Origin of the sequence: Caryophanon latum, assembly GCF_001700325.1 — a bacterium.
Lineage (GTDB): Bacteria > Bacillota > Bacilli > Bacillales_A > Planococcaceae > Caryophanon > Caryophanon latum.
In genome coordinates this window covers 40,556-60,455 of record NZ_MATO01000061.1, presented here as the reverse complement: position 1 = coordinate 60,455, position 19,900 = coordinate 40,556, and the positions used below count along the sequence as shown (strand labels likewise).

Below are 19,900 nucleotides of genomic sequence, written 5' to 3'. Positions count from 1 at the left end.
GGTACTTCGATCTTGCCGTCGTTGTTTTCATCTGTGTACTCGTTGCCGTTCACTGTGATTGTTGTACCTTCTTCTACTGGTACTGTTACTACTTCATCACATGCTTCTGGTTTTGCTGTGAAGATTGGGCATTCGCCTTCTTCTACTACGATCGTGCCAATTTCGTTACCCTCTTCATCTGTAACTGAAGTTGTTTCTGTTACGTCTGCTGCTGGTACTTCTACCTTGCCGTCGTTGTTTTCATCTGTGTACTCGTTACCGTTCACTGTGATTGTTGTACCTTCTTCTACTGGTACTGTTACAAGCTCATCACATGCTTCTGGTGTTTTTTCTTCAAATGGTACGTTGCCTGTCTTACCTGGAGGAACGTTGACGTTTGTCGTTGGTCCTTCTGGATTTTCCGGGTTTTCACCGTTCGTCGGTTCTGACGGTACGATACATTCGCTCGCTTCCACAACGACTGTATACTCGCCTGGTACTAAGTTTTCGAATACAACGTTAACTGTTGTCGATGCTTCTTTTGCCACAGTTTGTACCGCTGTTCCTACTGTGTAGTCAGCGCCATTTACTGTCACTGTTGTTGCACCTTCTGAAATTTCTACTGCTACAACTTTTCCGCCAATGATCGCTTCATTGTTGTAAACACCATATACTGTTCCGTCTTGTGCTGTAATCGTTTGTACTGTATTACCATCTTTATCTTGTAACGTTACAGTTACTTCTTCACCATTTTCTAAGCAGCCATTGCCATCTGCGAATGTTACTGGTACTTCCACAGTGCTTGGTGTTTGCTCTTCTTCTGGTGTTTTCTCTTCAAATGGTACTTCTTCTGTTTTACCTGGAGGAACGTCGACATTTGTCGTTGGTTCTTCTTGGTTTTCTGCATTTTCATCGTTCGTTAGTTCTGACGGTACGATACATTCGCCCGCTTCCACAACGACTGTATACTCGCCTGGTACTAAGTTTTCGAATACAACGTTAACTGTTGTCGATGCTTCTTTTGCCACAGTTTGTACCGCTGTTCCTACTGTGTAGTCAGCGCCATTTACTGTCACTGTTGTTGCACCTTCTGAAATTTCTACTGCTACAACTTTACCATCGATAATTGCTTCGTTGTTTGCTACGCCGTATACTGTTCCGTCTTGTGCTGTAATTGTTGTAACTGCTTTACCGTCTTTCGTTAGTAATGTTACAGTCACTTCTGCACCATCTTCTAAGCATCCGTTACCACTTGCGAATGTCACTGGTACTTCCACAGTGCTTGGTGTTGGTTTTTCTTCAAATGGTACTTCTTCTGTTTTACCTGGTGGTACTGTCACTGTTGATGTTGGATTTTCAGGATTTTCTGAGTTTCCTGGCTCTTCAGATGTACCTGGTGTTTCTAGTTTTTCATCAGCTGGTACGATACACTCGTTATTTTCTACAACAACTGTGTAGTCACCTGGCACTAAGTTTTCAAATAGTGCTGTTTCTGTTGAAGAACCGTCTTTTGTAACTGTTTTTGTATAAACGGTTACGTTAGATGTTACCGCTTTGTCGCCTTCTACAAGCTGCTTGCCAGTGACAACATTCGTGAACGTTGCTTGATCACCTTTTACAACAACTGTATATACTGCGTCATTTACGATTACTTGATTGTTTGCAATGCCGTATTGTTTGCCATCAATTTCAACAGCCTTTACGTCATTACCTTCAGCGTCTTTTAATGCTAATGTTACGTCGCCAGCTTCCGTACAACCGAAACCTTCAATAAATGTTACTGAAGCTTCAACGTTACCTGGCTCTTTTGGTGTTTCGTTAAATGGTACTTTTGATGTTTCACCTGGAGGAACATTAACATTTGTTGTTGGTTCTTCAGGAGTTTCTGGTGTTTCTTCACTTGTTGGTTCAGTTGGTACGATACACTCGCCCGCTTCCACAACAACTGTGTATTCACCTCGTACTAAGTTTTCAAATACTGCTGTTTCTGTTGCTGCACCTGATTTTGTAACCGTTTGTTTGTAAACTGCTACGTCAGATGTTACAACTTCTTTACCTGCTACAAGTTTTTCGCCAGTTGCTACGTTTATGAACGTCGCTTTACCTTCTACTACTTCAACTTTGTATGCTTTGCCTTCTACAATCACTTCGTTGTTCGTCACGCCGTATTGCTCGCCGTTAACTGTTACAACTTGTACGTCATTGCCTTGTGCGTCTTTTAACGCTACTGTAATTGCGCCGTCTTCTAAGCAGCCCGCTCCACCGATGAATGTTACTGGTACTTCGATGTTACTTGGCTCTTCTGGCATTTCTTCAAATGGAATTTCTCCCGTTTCACCTGGTGGTACGTTCACGATTGGTGTTTGTGAATCTTCTGAGTTTGTTGGCTCAGTCGGTACGATACACTGTTCGTTCGCTACAACTGCCGTGTAGTAGCCTGCCACTAAGTTTTCAAATACTGCTGTATCTTGATTTTTGCCATCTTTTGTAATTGTTACTGTGTAAGCTTCTACTTTCGCTGACGCTACTTCGTCTTGCTTACCAGTTGCTACGTTCGTAAACGTTGCTTCACCGTCTTTCACAACTACATTGTATAGCTTGCCATCGATAATTGCTTGATTGTTTGAAATGCCGTATTTTGTGCCTTCAATTGTTACTGCTTGCACGTCATTACCTTCATCGTCTTTTAACGTTACAGTAACGTTACCGTTTTCTACACATCCTAAGCCACCGATAAATTGTACTGGTACTTCTACCGTACTTGGTTTTGGCGTTTCATTGAATTCAACTTTCGTTGGATCTTCTGGAATGCCTGGTGGTACATCAATTGATGGGTTTTCTGTTTCTACACAGTCGGTATCAATTGCTTTTACTACATACTCAGCTGGCACAAGGTTTGTAAATTGTGCGATTGCTTTATTTGTACCTGTTTTCTTAATTGTTACAATGTACGGTTTCACATCAACTTTCGTCGGTGTGCCGTCAATTGTGATACTGTTATCTTTAATTGTATATACTTTTTCATCAATAATAACTTCATCGTTAAGTACGCCATATTTCACGCCGTCTAATTGAATGTAGTTAATTGCTGTCGTGCCATCTTTTGCGAATAGTTGTAATTGTACGTCGCCGTTTTCTGTACAACCTGCGCCACCGATAAAGTTAACAGTCGCTTGTAAAGTTCCTGGTTGCTTCGGTTTTTCTTCAAATGGCACTTCAACTTTTTCACCTTCTGGAACTTCTACACTTGGTCGTGTCGTCGGCTCTTCAGGGTTTGCTGGTGTTTCTGGTACGATACAGTCTGCCATTGAAACGACAACTTCGTAATTACTTGGCACTAAGTTTTCAAATAGTGCTGTTACTTCGCTATCTGCTTCCTTTGTCACAACTTGCTCGTACGTTACTGGTGTGTACGTTTTGTCACCGATTTTAATTTTACCTGCTACGTTCGCAATGTATAATTTGCCGTCGATGATCGTTTTACCGTTCGTTACACCATACGTTTTACCATCTACTGTAATGGCTTGTACAACTTTGCCTTCTGACATTAATGAAACTGTCACTGACTCATCGTCTAAGCAGCCTAAACCACCGATGAATGTTACTGGTGTTTGTAATTCACCTGGCTCTTTCGGTGTTTCGTTAAATGGTACGATTGATGTTTCACCTGGAGGTACGATCGCTGTTGGCGGTGTCGTTGGCTCCTCTAGGTTTTCACCTGGTGTTTCTGGGTTCTCACCTGGTGTTCCTGGGTTCTCACCTGGCGTTTCTGGATTTTCACCTGGTGTTTCTGGTGTTTCTGGTGTTTCTGGTGTAATACATTCTGCACTTGTTACAACAACTTCATATTCACCTGGCACTAAGTTTTCAAATAATGCTGTTGGTTTATTGAAGCCGTCTTTCGTTACAACTTGCTCATACTTTTCTGGTGTGTACGTTTTGTCGCCAATTGTGATGACACCATCTTTTACAACGTATGCTTTACCATCTACAACTGCTTGACCTGCTGTTACACCGTAAGTTTTGTCGCCAATTGTAATTTTTTGTACCTCTTCGCCGTTAGACGTTAATGATACTGTTACTGAACCATCTTCTAAGCAGCCTAAGCCACCAGCAAATTGAACTGGTACTTTCACTGTTCCTAGCTCTTTTGGTGTTTCTTCAAATGGTACTACTTCTTTTTCACCTGGTGGCACATTTACATTCACGCTTGGTCGTGTCGTCGGCTCTTCAGGTTTTTCTTCAGTTGATACGATACATTCTTCGTTATCTACCACGCTCACTGTGTAGTTGCCTGGCACTAAGTTTGTGAATGTTGTCGTTACTGTTTCTTTAGCTGCGCCTGTTTTCGTTACAGTTTGTACGTAATCTGTTGCTGTTAGCTCTGTATCGTTGATCGTTACTTTGCTTTCTACAACTTCGTACACTGTTCCGTCTACAATCACCTTGCCATTTAAAATTCCGTAATCTTTATCAGCTACTGTTACTTTTTGAACTGTGTTGCCTTGTTCATCTTTTAACGTTACTGTTACGTCACCATTTTCTGTACAGCCTGCTCCACCGATGAACGTTACTGGTACTTCGATGTGTCCCGGCTCTTCAGTTGGTGATGGTACTTCTGGTGCTCCTCCATTATTGAAGATTGTCGTTTCACATGTTTCTTTATCATATGAAGGAACTGTTACTGTACCGTACTCTACATCGTTAATTACAACTTTGTAGTCACCTGGTACTAATGTGAATGGATCGTTGTATGTTACGATGCCATTTTCACCTGCTTGTGCTGTAACTGATGCAGTTGAGTTTGTCGTTGAAACAAGCTTCACTGGTGTTGTTACTGGTACAAGCTGACCATCGATTGTTACTTGTAATTCAAATGTTGTACATACTGGTGATGTGAATTCAATTGATGTACATGGATTTTCGTCCGTTGGTGGTACCACTGTAATCTCACCAATTTCGTTGCCATCTTTATCTTTCACTGTATATGTGCCTGGTAGTATATCCGTTGGCACTTCTGTTACTGGTACTTCTTTATCACCAATTGTTACTGTGCTATCGCTCGGTACGTTTTCTGGTACTTTCACAGATTGTAGACATGTTGGTGGTGTTTCTTCAAATGGTACTTCCTCTGTTTTACCTGGAGGAACGTTTACAGTTGTTGGATCTTCAAGGTTTTCTGGCTCTTCTTCAACTGGTACGATACAGTCATCTGCTTCTACAACGACTGTGTACTCGCCTGGTACTAAGTTTTCAAATACCACTTCAACTGTTTTTGCTGCTGCTTTTGTTACAGTTTGTACTGCTGTTCCTACTGTGTAGTCAGCGCCATTTACTGTCACTGTTGTTGCACCTTCTGAAATTTCTACTGCTACAACTTTTCCGCCAATGATCGCTTCATTGTTGTAAACACCGTATACTGTTCCGTCTTGTGCTGTAATTGTTTGAACTGCTTTACCGTCTTTTGTTAATAACGTTACAGTCACTTCTGCACCGTCTTCTAAGCAACCTTTACCTTCTGCAAATGTCACTGGTACTTTCACAGTGCTTGTTGTTGGCTCATCTGTTGATCGTGTTTCTTCAAATGGTACTTCTACTCTCTCACCTGGTGGTACTTCGACTGTCACGCTTGGTGGTGTCGTCGGCTCTTCAGGATTTTCTAAGCCTCCTAGGTTTTCATTGCCTGGATTTTCTGTTCCTGGCGTTTCGTTCCCTGGATTTTCTTCAGTTGGTACGATACATTCTTCACTGCCCACGCTCACTGTGTAGTTGCCTGGCACTAAGTTTGTGAATGTTGTCGTTACTGTTTCTTCAGCTGCGCCTGTTTTCGTTACAGTTTGTACGTAATCTGTTGCTGTTAGCTCTGTATCGTTGATCGTTACTTTGCCTGCTACAACTTCATACACTGTTCCGTCTACAATCACTTTGCCGTTTAAAATTCCGTAATCTTTGTCAGCTACCGTTACTTTTTGAACTGTGTTTCCTTGCTCATCTTTTAACGTTACTGTTACGTCACCATTTTCTGTACAACCTGCTCCACCGATGAACGTTACTGGTACTTCGATGTTACCTGTTTTTGGCTCTTCTTTTGTTTCTTCAAACTTCACTGTCGGCGAGTTTTCTGGATCCACTGTTACAGCTGGATTTTCAGGGTTTGTTGGTACGATACATGTTGATTGTTTCGTTTCAACTTTATATTCGCCGGGTAGTAAATTCGTAAATGTTGCTGTTGGAGTTGATTCTGTCATTTCAATATCGTATGCTGTCACATCGTATTGTTTTGAATCGACTTCAACAACTTTTTTGCCGTCTTGTTCCGTCACTTCATATAAAGTTCCGTCTACAACAACTTGATCAGCAGTGATACCGTAAATCGTCTCACCGACTGTAATCTTTTCTACTTGATTACCCTCAGCTGTTTTAAGTGTTACTGTCACTTTTTCACAACCGACAGCTTCAATAAATTCAACTTCTACATTTAATTCACCTGTTTTTGGCGCTTCAGAAGTTGGCGGTGTTTCACCATTAGAAGTGTATACTGCTGTACAATCTCCACTAATAATAATTTCACCTACTACGCTGTCTCCTACTTTCACTTCATATAAATCGCCTGCTAATGTTGACGGTAACGTAATTTTCCCATCGGCTACTGTATATGTTGTTTCGTTTACAGTAACTTTTGTTCCATTCGCTACATCTACAAGTGAAACTTCTACATTTTCACAAACTTTCGGCGTTAAAAATACTTCTTTATCACCTTGGAAATCCCAGCGATGTGTTTCCCCAGTTGAACCTGAGAATGTTTTAACAATGATACTTCCATCAATGTTTTGTCCACTTGTGAAATCAGATCCTGGTGCTAAAATTGAACCTTGCACCGTATTCCCCGCATGCAATTTACCTGTGAACACGTAATCATCTTTCGTGCTGTCTACGAAGTTCCAAAGTATCGTACTGTTTGAGAATAATTCTGTTTCATGTGGTGTACGACTGCTGCCATCCTTATACTTTAATTGGATTTGGCTTTGAATTGTCGTATCTGCACCTTTTGTATCTACGTTAATGATAATATCTCGATTGAATGCCTCTGTTTCAAGCCCTTCGAAATAAATTGGTTGGCTTGCCGTTACCATTTCAAGTGGTAAAGTAACATAAACGTATCCGTCATATGCTTCTGCATTTGATAGATCTACTTTACGAGAGTTCATATCAATTACGTTAATTACTGTTGCCTTTTCGAAATCTGCTGTTGATACTCCCGCAAGCTCCGCTAATTTTTGATTATTTGTTTTATTATTGTTCCATTCATTTTGATCAATTTCTGATGAATTAAACGGTGTTTCGACGCCGTCTTTAATAATTTTGCCGGCACCTTTATAATGCTCATCAAAAATAATCGTAATACCTTTACCTATAGTTGCTAATGTTTTTGTTTGTGCATATAACTTTTTGTACTCTGCATCAAAATCGATATAAGGTGCGGCACCTGCTTGCTCCTTATGAAGAACTTTATACACGTTATCCGCTTTGAAGTTATCGATTTTTTTACGATCGCTCATATGCTTACTTTTCAAGAAGAACTCCGAATTATTTTGATTCGATAATTCAATGTCCGAGCCTACAACTAATTTCACGCCGTAGTCTCCACGTAATACAATCGGATTCCCATGAAAATCCTTAAAATCTTGAATGTAATGAATTTCTGCAGCAATGCTACCTAATTCTGCATTACCTTTTACATTCGTTCCCCAGTTACTTCCGGCAGTTTCAAGCATTTTCGTCGCAATGTTACCATTTGTATGCGCACTAATTTTGACTGATTCCGCAAAAATATGGAAGTTTTGTGCTGCACCGAGTAAATTACTTCGGGCATCTGGTACATCATTGTAATAATTACCGGCATAGCTTAACCCGTCAGTTCCAGCGCCTGCCGATCTTGTTGTTTCATTTTGTGCATTCGCGTACGTTAATCCTAATAAACCTGGATATACCATGTTTAAAATAAGGATTACTGTTGCAAGTAATGAAACAAGCCTAACATTCTTCAAAACTTTCTCCCCCTTTTCTTATTGATCTAAAACAAAAAACCGCTCTCCCCTTTCTCACGTTTCAAAAAGATAACCCTTTCAGTCCTTTTGTCACCTAATTAAAACATAAATATAAATTACATTACCAAATAATACTAAAAAAGAATTAGTAATGTCTACACTTTTTCAGTAATTTTTGATTTCTTTAATACATATAGCTAAATTGTTTCACAAAAATTTCGCAATTTCATTTCAAGGCGATCAATATAGACTATCCACATGTCTCACAGCTTATAAAATTGTTATGAAGCTGAATTTAGCTAGCTACATTAAACAAAAATTACTTTCATTTGGCTCTTCACCATAACTTAGGGTTGCTTTTCACGTCGAGACACGCTTTCCGCGGGCGCGGAGGCGAACACGATGTTGGTCATGAAGGCGATGGCTCGTGTAGTGGCGCTTATCGCCTTCCTCAAGCCTCCTCGTCGTTCGTGCCTCACGATTGCGGGGTCTCGAGGCTCGTGCTCCTGCGGTTACTCGTCGCAAAAGAAACTTTCGCTTTTCCCGCTGGAGTCCACCTCTCGTTTCAAGCAACTTTTATACGTCAACCCCAGCTTACGGTGATGAACCTTTCATTTCTTTAATATTTCTCCCCCCATTTCATAAACTTGCGCGCAGAAGTAGTTCCAATACATAAAATATAATAAAGGAAAAATAAAATGTAGTTCTTTAGACTTCTAGCAGGCAAAAAAATTAGACATTACCAATTAACGGGAAAATATTATCAATAATATCTCTATATATTTCGGTAAATTTATTTTTTCTTTAATAATAATAGTTAAATTGTTTCATTTTTTCAGATATTTTATTCACATTAAATGATCCGATATTGTTTGATTTATTGAAAAATAAATAGATTCAGCAATATTCTTTCTATTATCACATAAGAAAAACTTGATTTTCTCTTAAAAAACACCACAACTTTGACTCGTAATAATCAAAAAGAGTCAATTAGACCTACTTTTACTACAAATTCTAGCCAAATCAAATTAGATATAAAAATACTAATTATATTCAAAAAAATTGAAACTATATACTCACAAAAATATTCTATCTATATAGACGGTGAATGTATTTTAGCATTTTGTTCGTCGGCTCTCCACATCGAGGCAGGCTTTCCGCGGGCGTGGCTCGAGCCTGTAGTCTCTCGCTCACGCTTTTCCCGCAGGAGTCCGCCTCTTGTTTCGAGAGCCTCGTTCACATTCTAAATTTCAATCACCTTGTATATATATCAAAATCGGCGCTTGTAATATGTAAATGTATGTTCTGAAATGCAGGCGGTAGTTGTAGCAGAAACAATAAAAAAAGTGTATCCGAAAAAATTCGAATACACTTTTGTTACACCATTTTCAGTTTTGCTTTTACTTTTTCCATTAGCTCTTCCTCTGTTAAGGCAGCTACTGGGCGACTGTTGACGAAAGTAAATGTTTTTTTACGTCCTGGGCCACAATAAGAATGGCAACCAATTTCAATCGTCGCGTCTGGATCGATGTCCTTTAACTTCGGAATTAATGTTTTCAAGTTGACAGCTTGGCACTCATCACAAACTTTAAATTCGTTTGCCACTTGCGTTTTCAACCCTTTCTATTCTAATCATTCAATACGCTATTTTACCGCAAAAAACGAATGACTTTCAACTGAAAAAGAATGTGTTTGCACTTTTACAGCGGCTCTGTTCATCGTTTGTCCATATTGTCGAGCATTTTGTCGTTACGCTCTAAAATGCGCGTCAAATAATAAACATAACGTGTGTTTTCTTCTTCGGTAAACGGCATGTAACGCATATCGTTAGTTAGCTCCATAACGACGTGCTGCAGTCGTGCCACAACATCGCTTACGGTCATCGGCGTAATGAGCTCGCTAATCGATGCCATGACGTGTGGCGTAATTTGTGGGTATTGAAACTTCGTCGTCTCGCCCTTTAAGCTCTCACTGTAAAAATCGCGAATGAGTGCTGCTCGGTCTGCGCCACTGCCTTCAATACAAATATAAATTTGCACGGCGATTCCTTGACGCATGCGGCGCTGAGAAATTCCTGCAAACTTTTTGCCGTCGATGCTTAAATCGAAGCTCCCTGGACAGTACGAGCCGACAATTTCGTAAGCTTCGATGCGCTCTGCCGCTCCAGGAAACAACAGGCGAATGAGCGACACCATCGCCTCGTACGCATCGTCAATCGATAGGCGCGTATCGTGCTCTGACATAATGAGTGACACGTTTAAAATGCCGCTATCAAGCACGACCGCTAAGCCGCCTGAGTTGCGCACAATTGGTGTGTAGCCGCGCTGCTGTAAATACGCTTGCCCATCATGTAAATGTGGCAGACGATGATCTTGAATGCCGAGTACGACCGATGCATCGTGTACCCACGTGCGAATCGTCCACGGTGAATTGCCTGCACCGACTGCCTCACAAAGCGTGTCGTCCGTTGCGAATGACTCAAGCGGTGATTTCATTTTGTTCGTAATCGATTGGTCAATAAAGCGCCAAATTGGTTGATGCAAAATCATAATAACTGTTCTCCCCTTTGTTAGCGCTGTTGATTAGCCGTTTTTATACTGAAATGAACTTCTCACGACTAAAGTCACGAGTGTGCAGGCGCAGTTCTATCAATGTTGCATGTTAATGGCAGTGCGCGTGCGGCGAGACTTTTTAGGGAAAAGCGTGAGACAGTCGTAAGGTACGAACGACGAGGAGGCTCAAGCCACGCCCCGGAAACGCGAGCCGCAATACACGCCTGCCAATAGACTAGCTAATCAACACGCATCTCCCTTTACATATGTAAGCATACACAAATTGTTGCGGTGTGGGAACGCTTTTTGCCATCGTGTTTTTTTATTTTATGCTACACTGTGAGAGAAAAGATTTTTAACTAAAAGGAGCGTTTATAACGATGAATGAAGCAGCAATTACATTAGATGGTTGGTACGTATTACACGATTTCCGCTCAATGGACTGGGCATCTTGGAAATTAGTCGACGAAGCAGAGCGTCAAGAAGCAATCGAGGAGTTCCAAGCATATTTAGCAAACTTAAACGAAGCAGATGTTGCCAAAACAGGCGCGCATGCTTTTTATACAATCGTTGGTCAAAAGGCAGATTTCATGCTCATGACGTTACGTGAAACGATGGACGAGCTACAAGAAATCGAAGCAGCGTTTAACAAATTAAAAATTGCAGATTTCACAATTCCAGCGTATTCGTACGTATCAGTAGTCGAGCTATCAAACTACTTAGCAGGCGAATCAAATGAAGATCCATATCAAAACCCGCACGTGCGCTCACGTTTATACCCTGAGCTACCACGCGCGCAATATGTATGCTTCTACCCGATGGATAAGCGCCGTCAAGGTAACGACAACTGGTACATGCTAGGAATGGACGAGCGTAAAGGATTAATGCGTTCACATGGCATGATTGGTCGCGGCTACGCAGGGAAAGTAAAGCAAATCATTTCTGGTTCAATCGGCTTTGATGACCACGAGTGGGGCGTAACGTTATTTGCAGACGACGTATTACAATTTAAAAAATTAGTGTACGAAATGCGTTTTGATGAAGTATCAGCACGCTACGGCGAGTTCGGTTCATTCTTCGTCGGCAACATTGCGACAGACGAAAAATTAGTGAAGTTTTTAACCGTTTAAACGAAAGCCGGACTGCTGTGGGAAGAACTTGCAGAAAGGCTGCCTCGACGTGAAAAGCAACTCGAAATCAATACTAATAAAGAGGAGTGTGCGAAATTTGCACACTCCTCTTTTCAATTAACGCTTAACTTCTTTCGCCTTGCCTTCTGGTTCTTCAATATCTTTGAACTGTAAAATGAAAATGATCGTTTGAACGAATAACCCAAGCGCCACTAAAATAATAAAGAAATATGGATGCGGTGTAATACCGTAATAGCCACTAATAACAAACGCTAAAATTGCACTTAAAAAAATACTAATTAAGATGGATAGTTTATGCATTATACAAGCTCTCCTTTTGAAAGTTCTTGTACTACAATAAACTATTTTGCAGTATCATTTCTATCTTTTCATTTTGCGCTAAACTGGTGAAATGGCACATTTGCACTTAAGCGCGATAAATGATTGTACGTTACATCATTTTGCCGCAAAACTAAGCATCGCCATTTGAGCTAGCTAAATACTCGATCGTCGCATGAAGCAGCACGTTCGCCGCAACAATCATCGCACGCTCATCAAACTCAAATCGTGCGTGGTGATGTGGATACACGACGTCCGCTTCTGGCTTGCGTGCGCCGGTGAAGAAAAACGTACCTGGTACATGTTGCATATAATAACCAAAGTCCTCGCCAATCATCATCGGCGGTGTCACACTCACATTGCCGTACTGCTTTGCGCAGCTTGCGATAAATTCCGTTTCTGCCTCGTGATTCACAACCGGTGGATAGCCGCGATTATATGTGTATGTATACGTCGCACCTGCTGCGTCACATACCGCCTTTAACGTCGTTTCAATTTCACGCTCCATTAAATCGCGCACATCGTCATCAAACGTACGCACCGTTCCTTTTAAATGGACGCGATCGGCGATAACATTAAACGAATTGATTGCTTCAAAATGCCCGATTGAATAGACGGCAGATTTTAGTGGATCGACTTTGCGTGACACGATCGACTGTGCCGCTGTAACGAACTGTGAGCCTGTCAACACCGCATCGACCGTTTCGTGAGGCTCTGCACCGTGACCACCGCGCCCTTGAATGTCGATATATACCGCGTCTGCTGCTGCCATAATCGCACCGCTTCGCACTTGAATGTCGCCAAGTGGCATCGGTGCCCATAAATGCGTGCCGAAAATGACGTCGACACCATGTAAGCAGTTATCTTCAATCATCGCGATTGCCCCACCTGGTGCGAGCTCCTCAGCGAATTGGTGAATGAATACGACGTTTCCTGCGAGCTCATCTTGCATTTGAACGAGTGCGCGTGCGATACCGAGTGCAATGGCAGTATGTCCGTCATGACCACATGCATGCATAACGCCGTCGTTTTTTGATTTGTACGCTACGTCGTTTTCCTCTTGAATTGGCAATGCATCAAAGTCTGCACGAATCGCTACCGTTTTGCCCGGTTTACTGCCGCGAAGTGTTGCGACGACGCCTCGTCCACCAACTTGCTCGCGTACGTCTAAGCCGAGCTTGCGGTGATAATTTGCAATATATTTTGGTGTTTCGACCTCCTGAAATGATAGCTCTGGATACATATGTAAGTGACGACGAATGGCGACCATTTCGTCAAATTGCTGTTCGATTATTTGCTGAATCATCGTATGTCCTCCTATACAAAAAAGAGCGCCACAGCAAAGTGTACGCGCTTTTTCTCATCATTTTATTACTTCGCTTTCACAACAGCTGTAATAACAAGTGCCCAAGCGATTAAAAATAGCACACCACCAATTGGCGTAATCGCACCAAGTACACCGATGCCTGTTAGTGCAAGCACCATTAAACTACCTGCGAAGAAGTAAATCCCTGCATGCATTAAGCGGCTTGCCCACGTTAATTGCTTTGACTCCCCTAATACTTTCATTAAAATACCGATCACCATTAATCCTGTTGCGTGGAACATTTGATATTGAATTGCTGTTTCCCAAATATCTGTTGAGTACGCATCGAGAATGTCCTCTAATGCATGTGCTCCGAATGCGCCAAGTGCTACTGCTAAAAATGCATGTACCGCACCGGCAATAATTGCTTTTTTCATTTGCTTACGTCCTTTCTAAAAATCAAAAATCGAATCACCATTTGCGCCGTCTTCTTCGATGCGCGTTGGCTGAAGCGTCGGGGCAACGGTCACTTGCTGTAGCGAAGTAACTGACGGCGCCGCAGTACGCTTTGCCTGTAATGCGACATCACATAGCGTGCGCATCGCAAGCAGTGCATCGCGCGTTGCTTGCTCGTCGCCTGCTTGTGCTGCTTGTAACTCGTTCGCAAGCGCCTGTAATAATGCTTCCTTTGAAATCATTTCGCCGTCCCTCGTTTCGGTGTGAAATATAAACACTCCATTCCTGAAGTTTGCTTTACGACGGCAGATGGGATTTGCTTCGTTTTAAAGCCATGTGCCTCGCACGCACGTGGATGCGCCGGCTCCCATGTAATTCGTAAATATGCGCATTTAAAACAATCGACTTTCATCAACTACGCCTACTTTCTGTTTAAAATGTACCACGTTTCATGCTAGCTGAGAAGCGCCCTTTATAGATCGCACAAGCACCAATCAATCGGCGGCTGTCCATATTCGGCAAGCTGCTCATTAATGCGCGAATACGGTTTACTGCCGAAAAAGCCGCGATGTGCGCTCAGTGGACTTGGATGTGGCGCAGTAAGTACCGCATGCTTCGTCGTATCGATAAGCTTTTGCTTTTGCTGCGCTGGTCGCCCCCATAGCACGAAAATAATCGGCTCTTCGCGTTCATTAAGCTTTTGAATGACCGTATCGGTAAATTGCTCCCAGCCGCGATCTTTATGCGAATGCGCCTCACCTTGACGCACCGTCAGCACCGTGTTTAATAACAACACACCTTGCTTCGCCCAATCGATTAAATAGCCGTGGTTCGGAACTGTACAGCCAATATCCTCCTGCAATTCCTTTAGCATATTGCGCAAGCTCGGCGGCTGTAGCACACCTGGTAGCACCGAAAAGCTCATCCCGTGCGCCTGATTCGGTCCGTGATACGGGTCTTGTCCTAAAATGACAACTTTCACATCTTTATAGCTCGTCGTATGAAACGCGCTCCATAAGTTGTCCATCGCTGGATAAACGGTCGCTGTTTCATATTGCTCCTTCAAAAATTCACGCAGCTGTAAGTAATACGGCTTTTGAAATTCGTCTCCGAGCACGTCTTGCCAATCGTTTTGGAAAATTTTCTTCATCATCAATCTCCTTTTGTATAACTGACCTTGTTAAAATGATGTTTTCTGGATATTTTTTTATAGTCAATTGCCCTTTATACTAATTCATACCTACTGATTAGCTGCATAAATATAATGCAGTGCAGTGAGGCTGAGCGCGTGCGGCGAGACTCCTTGGGGAAAAGCGTGAGACTTGAGACCCCGCAGACGCGACGTCGGAGCGGCGAGGAGGCTCAAGCCACACCCCAGGAAAGCGAGCCGCATGACGCGAGCAGTCGACTAATCAGCTAATCAACAGTTTTGATTTTAATATTTACTATTGTACTTGAAGGAAAGAAGGGTTTTCAATGACATTGCATAAGACATTAACAATTGCTGGTTCGGACACATCAGGCGGCGCAGGGATGCAAGCTGATTTAAAAACATTTCAGGAGCACGGCACGTACGGCATGGTCGCATTAACAGTCGTTGTTACGATGGATCCAACAACATGGTCACATAAAGTAACACCACTTCCGACAGATTTATTAAAAGCACAAATTGACACGGCCATTTCAACAGGCATTGACGCCATTAAAACCGGAATGCTCGCTTCAGAGGAAATTATTCAAATCGCAAGTGACGCCATTCAACGCGCGAACACGAAGCACGTCGTAATTGACCCTGTTATGGTTTGTAAAGGCGATGACGAAGTGTTGAATCCTGGCAACACGAAGGCGATGATTGAGCATTTATTGCCATACGCTACAGTGACGACACCGAATCTTTTTGAAGCAGGTCAGCTTGCCGAAATGCCGACACCAAAAACGGTGGACGACGTAAAGGCAGTCGCAAAAGAAATCGTCGCGCGCGGGGCAAAAGCGGTTGTCGTAAAAGGCGGTAAAAAGCTTCAGCACGACAAAGCTGTCGACGTATTTTACAACGGTCAAGACTTTTACTTACTTGAAACAGAAAAGTTCGATACAGTTTGGAATCACGGCGCGGGCTGCACGTTCGCAGCGGCGATTACGGCAAACTTAGCGAACGGCTTATCGATTAACGACGCGGTATTTGCGGCGAAGGAATTCGTTGCAGCGGCGATTCAGCACGGCTGGGCGCTAAACGATTTCGTCGGACCGGTCATGCACGGCGCGAAAAATCGATTCGACGCACCAGCTGTAACAATTACGAAGCTTGATACAGTAACAGCATAAATATGAAAAAAGGGTTGTGTTAACGTCCATTCGACATTTAACACAACCCTTTGATTTGTAGTAAGAGATAGCTGATGGACGCGCATGGCGAGACTCCTTAGGAAACAGCTAAAATTCTTTTTGCGACGAGTAATCGCAGGAGCAGGTGCCTCAAGACCCACAGCCGCGAAAGATGAGCGGTGAAGAGGCTTGAGCAAGGCGGTGGGCGCTACGTCCATGTAGCACTGCCTTCATGACAAACATCGTGTTCGCCGCCGAGCCCCAGGAAAGCGAGCCAACAGCGCGATCATCAACATTGTTTACTTATTTTATTCCGCGTGTTCAATGACATAAAACGCTTCGGTCGTCAGCCAGTTGTCCGATAGCTCGTCCGCTGTTTCCTCACGTTTTTCACTTTCGGCAATCATCCACGCTGTTTGTGATGCGTGCGCTTGTAACGCCGCTAGCTTATCCATTTTCACGTCCGTAATATCGACTTTAATGTGCGGTAAGCCCATTTTATCGACCGTATCGTTTGCGAAGCCGACTGCAATAATTGTCGGGCGCTCGTCTTTTCGCATGCGACGAACCGCTTCGACTACCGCGCGTGCTGTCGCCTCATGGTCTGGATGCACAGAGAAGCCTGGTAAAAACGTAATGACTAACGAAGGATTCAGCTCATCGATTAAATCACTAACGAGCTGCACCATTTTTTCGTCATCTTCAAACTCAATCGTTTTATCGCGTAAACCGAACATACGTAAATCCTGAATGCCCATCGCATCCGCTGCTTTTCGTAATTCTTCGCGACGAATTTCAGGAAGTGATTCGCGCGTCGCAAACGGTGGGTTACCTAAATTACGCCCCATTTCACCTAACGTTAAGCACGCATACGTAACCGGAATGTTGCGCTTCGTCATTTGACGCACAACACCGGCACATGAAAACGCCTCATCATCTGGGTGCGGGAAGACGATGAGTACGTGACGTTGATCTGTAAACATATCGCTACCTCCTTAATAAGCAAACGGTGTTTCACTAATTTGTAGTGCGACCGCAAGCTTCCCTTCATAATCTAAGCCAGCCATCAGTAAGCGACCGTGCTCATCTACCTCGTAATGTGTAATGCCTTGTGCGTATACCCAACCGTGCTCTAGCTTTAAACCGACACGATGTGGATGATCGCTCACAACTTTTCCTAGCTCATAGCGCAGTTTAACGTTGCGAATAAACGCCCCTGCATTAAATACCGCTTCATTAAAATGTGCCGCATACGATCCATTTGTCGTTTCTAAATGAATGAATACGTCCTTATTTGCAAACGCATCAATAAGCTGCTGTAAATGTTCTTTATTTACTAATTCCACCGAAAAAACTCCTTTCGAATAACACTACCTTTATTATAGCAAAGTCCGTTTCATGCATACTAGCTAAGGGAAAATAAAATAAGTAGCGGACATGTCACATTCATTTTGCATATATCTGAATCGGTTGTTTTCAGCTATTCATGCGACGTTATTATAGCAAGAAGCGAGCGGAAAGTACTCGCAAAGACAAAAGTTGAATGACGTATTAACATGCTTATCCATTTATATTTACTTTTACTCAATCGCAACGAAACGAATTTCGATGCACAATCGACAAAACAAACTGAAAAAACAATCTCTTTTCATACAAATAGACACACCGTTAAAAAATCGGTATGCTGAATAAATATTCAAAAACTACAATAAATGAGGTCGATTTATATGAACAAACGCTACAGCTTAAGTAGCTGGTTATACTTCATCATTCCGTCGCTCATCGGGGCATTTTTATTTATGACGCCGATCAAGCTCGATGACGGATGGAAAGTGCCAATCGCTATGCTTGCGAATTGGCTTGATGGCATTGTCGTCAACGTCATCGAACCGTTTGCACTCTTTATTTTCATCGTAGCCGCAGTTGGCTCGATGATTAAATTATTTTCATCTGAGCCCCACGAACGCACGTTTAGTGACCAGCTGTTTCGCGTCAATTTATTTTGGACGATTACACGCGTACTGGCAGCTGTTTTTGCGGCAATGGTGTACTTCGAATTTGGTCCTGAAATGATTACGAGTGGCGATACGGGCGGCTTATTATTTGCAGGTGGTGGCGGACTCGTTACATATTTATTCGTCATCTTCCTATTTGCCGGCATTATTTTGCCTCTTTTAACGGATTTCGGCTTGCTTGAATTTTTTGGCTCGCTCATGGTGAAAATTGTACGTCCGCTATTTAATATTCCAGGGCGCGCGTCGATTGATGCACTCGCTTCTTGGGTAGGGGATGGTACGATTGGTGTGATGCTAACGAACAAGCAATATGAGGACGGCAACTATACGAAGCGTGAGGCGGCTATTATTGCGACGACGTTTTCGGTCGTGTCGATTACGTTTAGTATCGTCATTTTAGAGGAAGTCGGTTTGCCGCAATACTTCCCGCAATATTACGGAACGATTGTGCTTTGTGGCGTCATTCTCGCACTCATTATGCCGCGTATTTACCCGCTGCGTAGTAAAAGTAATACGTATATAAACGACGCGCCCGCTGATGCAACGCGCGAAGATTTACCAGCTGGGCATACAGTGCTGTCGTACGGAATCGACAATGCGATGAACAAAGCAAACGCAAACCGCGACTTACGTAAGCTTGTCATAAACGGCTTTAAAAATGTGCTCGATATGTGGTTTGCTGTAGCACCCGTTGTTATGGCGTTCGGTACAGTTGCACTCATTTTAGCGACGTATACGGACTTATTTAAAATTTTAGGAACGCCGTTTGAATATTACTTAGCATTTTTAAACGTACCAGAAGCAGCAGAAGCAGCACAAACGATGGTCGTTGGGTTTGCTGATATGCTACTACCTGCGATTTTAGCGTCAGGCATCGAATCGGAGCTAACTCGCTTCGTTATCGCGACCGTGTCAGTAACGCAATTAATTTACATGTCGGAAATTGGCGGGCTTATTTTAGGATCTAAGCTACCGATTAACTTCAAAGATTTAGTCATCATTTTCTTACTGCGTACAGTTATCGCATTGCCAATCGTGACAGGCATTGCGCATTTCATTTTTTAAAACGAAAAACGCCGTGAACGGAAAACTTCTATTTCCATTCACGGCGTTTATTTTTTATTTTGAGCCCGCTGTCCAGTTCATGCCCCAGTTGTACGCGCGGTCCATTGGCTGATGCCCGTCAAAATATTCGACGAGACGCTCGACGCGGAACGTTTCGTTGTTGACGTTTTCAATCATCGCAATGGCACACATAATTTTGCCGTTGCGGTGCTCATCTAAGCGCACTTCAATGTCGGCGCCACCTGGATATTTCAGCGTTACTAATCCGTCCGCTTCCGACCAGTTTGCCACACCTTCGTAAATGAATGCATAAACGAGCACGCGCTGAATGTCGGCAATTTTTGCGCCATTAATGCGTAAGTTTTCGCCCGATGTAACAGCCCCAGTACGGTCGTCGCCATCTAGTGCGATGTACGGCGGTGCGTTGAAATGACCAAACGCATTGCCAAGCGCCTGCACACACCCTTTTGAGCCATCTGTAAACTCGAACAAGCAGCCTAAGTCTAAGTCAACATTCGTTGAGCTACTTCCAAACAACGACGACATGAAACCTTTTTTCTGTGGTGCTTGCTGATTCCAATTTAAGTTAATGTGAATTTCACCAAGTGACTGCGCGCCCTTCGTTAAGTTGATCGACTGCCCTTTTTTCGTCAATTCAATTTTATTTAAATTTACCAAATGCAGTTCC

The 19,900-nt window shown here is 42.9% G+C and carries 13 protein-coding genes and 1 pseudogene; 3 read left to right on the top strand and 11 right to left on the bottom strand.

Going from position 1 to position 19,900, the window contains the following annotated elements:
• The 3 genes from A6K76_RS13875 to lipL form a co-directional block, all read right to left on the bottom strand.
• A partial coding sequence (locus A6K76_RS13875) for a hypothetical protein (RefSeq protein WP_211271768.1) occupies window positions 1–8,027 on the bottom strand: 8,027 nt, incomplete at its 3' end.
• 1,377 nt (window positions 8,028–9,404) lie between these two features.
• Window positions 9,405–9,632, bottom strand: coding sequence for a YuzB family protein (locus tag A6K76_RS13870; protein ID WP_066466127.1), 228 nt, complete (start codon window positions 9,630–9,632; stop codon window positions 9,405–9,407).
• 110 nt (window positions 9,633–9,742) lie between these two features.
• Window positions 9,743–10,576, bottom strand: a complete 834-nt coding sequence (lipL, locus tag A6K76_RS13865; RefSeq protein ID WP_066466124.1) for an octanoyl-[GcvH]:protein N-octanoyltransferase — start codon at window positions 10,574–10,576, stop codon at window positions 9,743–9,745.
• 383 nt (window positions 10,577–10,959) lie between these two features.
• Between lipL and hemQ the strand changes: the two genes are divergently transcribed.
• Window positions 10,960–11,709 (top strand): hydrogen peroxide-dependent heme synthase, encoded by a 750-nt coding sequence (hemQ, locus tag A6K76_RS13860; protein ID WP_066466121.1) that lies wholly within the window; start codon window positions 10,960–10,962, stop codon window positions 11,707–11,709.
• A 117-nt stretch (window positions 11,710–11,826) separates the two neighbouring features.
• Here hemQ and A6K76_RS13855 read toward each other — a convergent pair whose 3' ends face one another.
• From A6K76_RS13855 to A6K76_RS13830, 5 genes are all read right to left on the bottom strand, one after another.
• Window positions 11,827–12,030, bottom strand: a complete 204-nt coding sequence (locus A6K76_RS13855; protein WP_066466119.1) for a hypothetical protein — start codon at window positions 12,028–12,030, stop codon at window positions 11,827–11,829.
• A 151-nt stretch (window positions 12,031–12,181) separates the two neighbouring features.
• Window positions 12,182–13,354: a M20 family metallopeptidase gene (locus A6K76_RS13850; RefSeq protein ID WP_066466117.1), complete on the bottom strand. Its 1,173-nt coding sequence runs from the start codon at window positions 13,352–13,354 to the stop codon at window positions 12,182–12,184.
• Between the two features lie 65 nt (window positions 13,355–13,419).
• Window positions 13,420–13,791 carry a DUF423 domain-containing protein gene (locus tag A6K76_RS13845; protein ID WP_066466116.1) on the bottom strand — a complete coding sequence of 124 codons (372 nt, stop codon included), beginning with the start codon at window positions 13,789–13,791 and terminating at the stop codon, window positions 13,420–13,422.
• A 15-nt stretch (window positions 13,792–13,806) separates the two neighbouring features.
• Window positions 13,807–14,052 carry a YwdI family protein gene (locus A6K76_RS13840; protein WP_066466115.1) on the bottom strand — a complete coding sequence of 82 codons (246 nt, stop codon included), beginning with the start codon at window positions 14,050–14,052 and terminating at the stop codon, window positions 13,807–13,809.
• 230 nt (window positions 14,053–14,282) lie between these two features.
• Complete coding sequence (locus A6K76_RS13830) at window positions 14,283–14,960, bottom strand: uracil-DNA glycosylase (protein ID WP_066466108.1); 678 nt, start codon at window positions 14,958–14,960, stop codon at window positions 14,283–14,285.
• Window positions 14,961–15,286: 326 nt separating this feature from the next.
• Here A6K76_RS13830 and thiD point away from each other — a divergent pair, with 326 nt between their 5' ends.
• Entirely contained in the window at window positions 15,287–16,132 is an 846-nt protein-coding gene (gene thiD / locus A6K76_RS13825; RefSeq protein WP_066466107.1) for a bifunctional hydroxymethylpyrimidine kinase/phosphomethylpyrimidine kinase, read from the top strand.
• 308 nt (window positions 16,133–16,440) lie between these two features.
• On the opposite strand, the gene bshB2 is transcribed toward thiD, so the two are convergent.
• On the bottom strand, window positions 16,441–17,115 hold the full coding sequence (bshB2, locus tag A6K76_RS13820; protein ID WP_066466106.1) for a bacillithiol biosynthesis deacetylase BshB2: 675 nt from the start codon (window positions 17,113–17,115) through the stop codon (window positions 16,441–16,443).
• 12 nt (window positions 17,116–17,127) lie between these two features.
• Window positions 17,128–17,478 (bottom strand): YojF family protein, encoded by a 351-nt coding sequence (locus tag A6K76_RS13815; RefSeq protein ID WP_066466105.1) that lies wholly within the window; start codon window positions 17,476–17,478, stop codon window positions 17,128–17,130.
• Between the two features lie 381 nt (window positions 17,479–17,859).
• Between A6K76_RS13815 and A6K76_RS13810 the strand changes: the two genes are divergently transcribed.
• Complete coding sequence (locus tag A6K76_RS13810) at window positions 17,860–19,212, top strand: YjiH family protein (RefSeq protein ID WP_066466104.1); 1,353 nt, start codon at window positions 17,860–17,862, stop codon at window positions 19,210–19,212.
• 54 nt (window positions 19,213–19,266) lie between these two features.
• On the opposite strand, the pseudogene A6K76_RS13805 reads toward A6K76_RS13810, so the two are convergent.
• A pseudogene (locus A6K76_RS13805) lies at window positions 19,267–19,887 on the bottom strand (TerD family protein); the annotation flags it as partial.
• Window positions 19,888–19,900 lie beyond the last annotated feature (13 nt).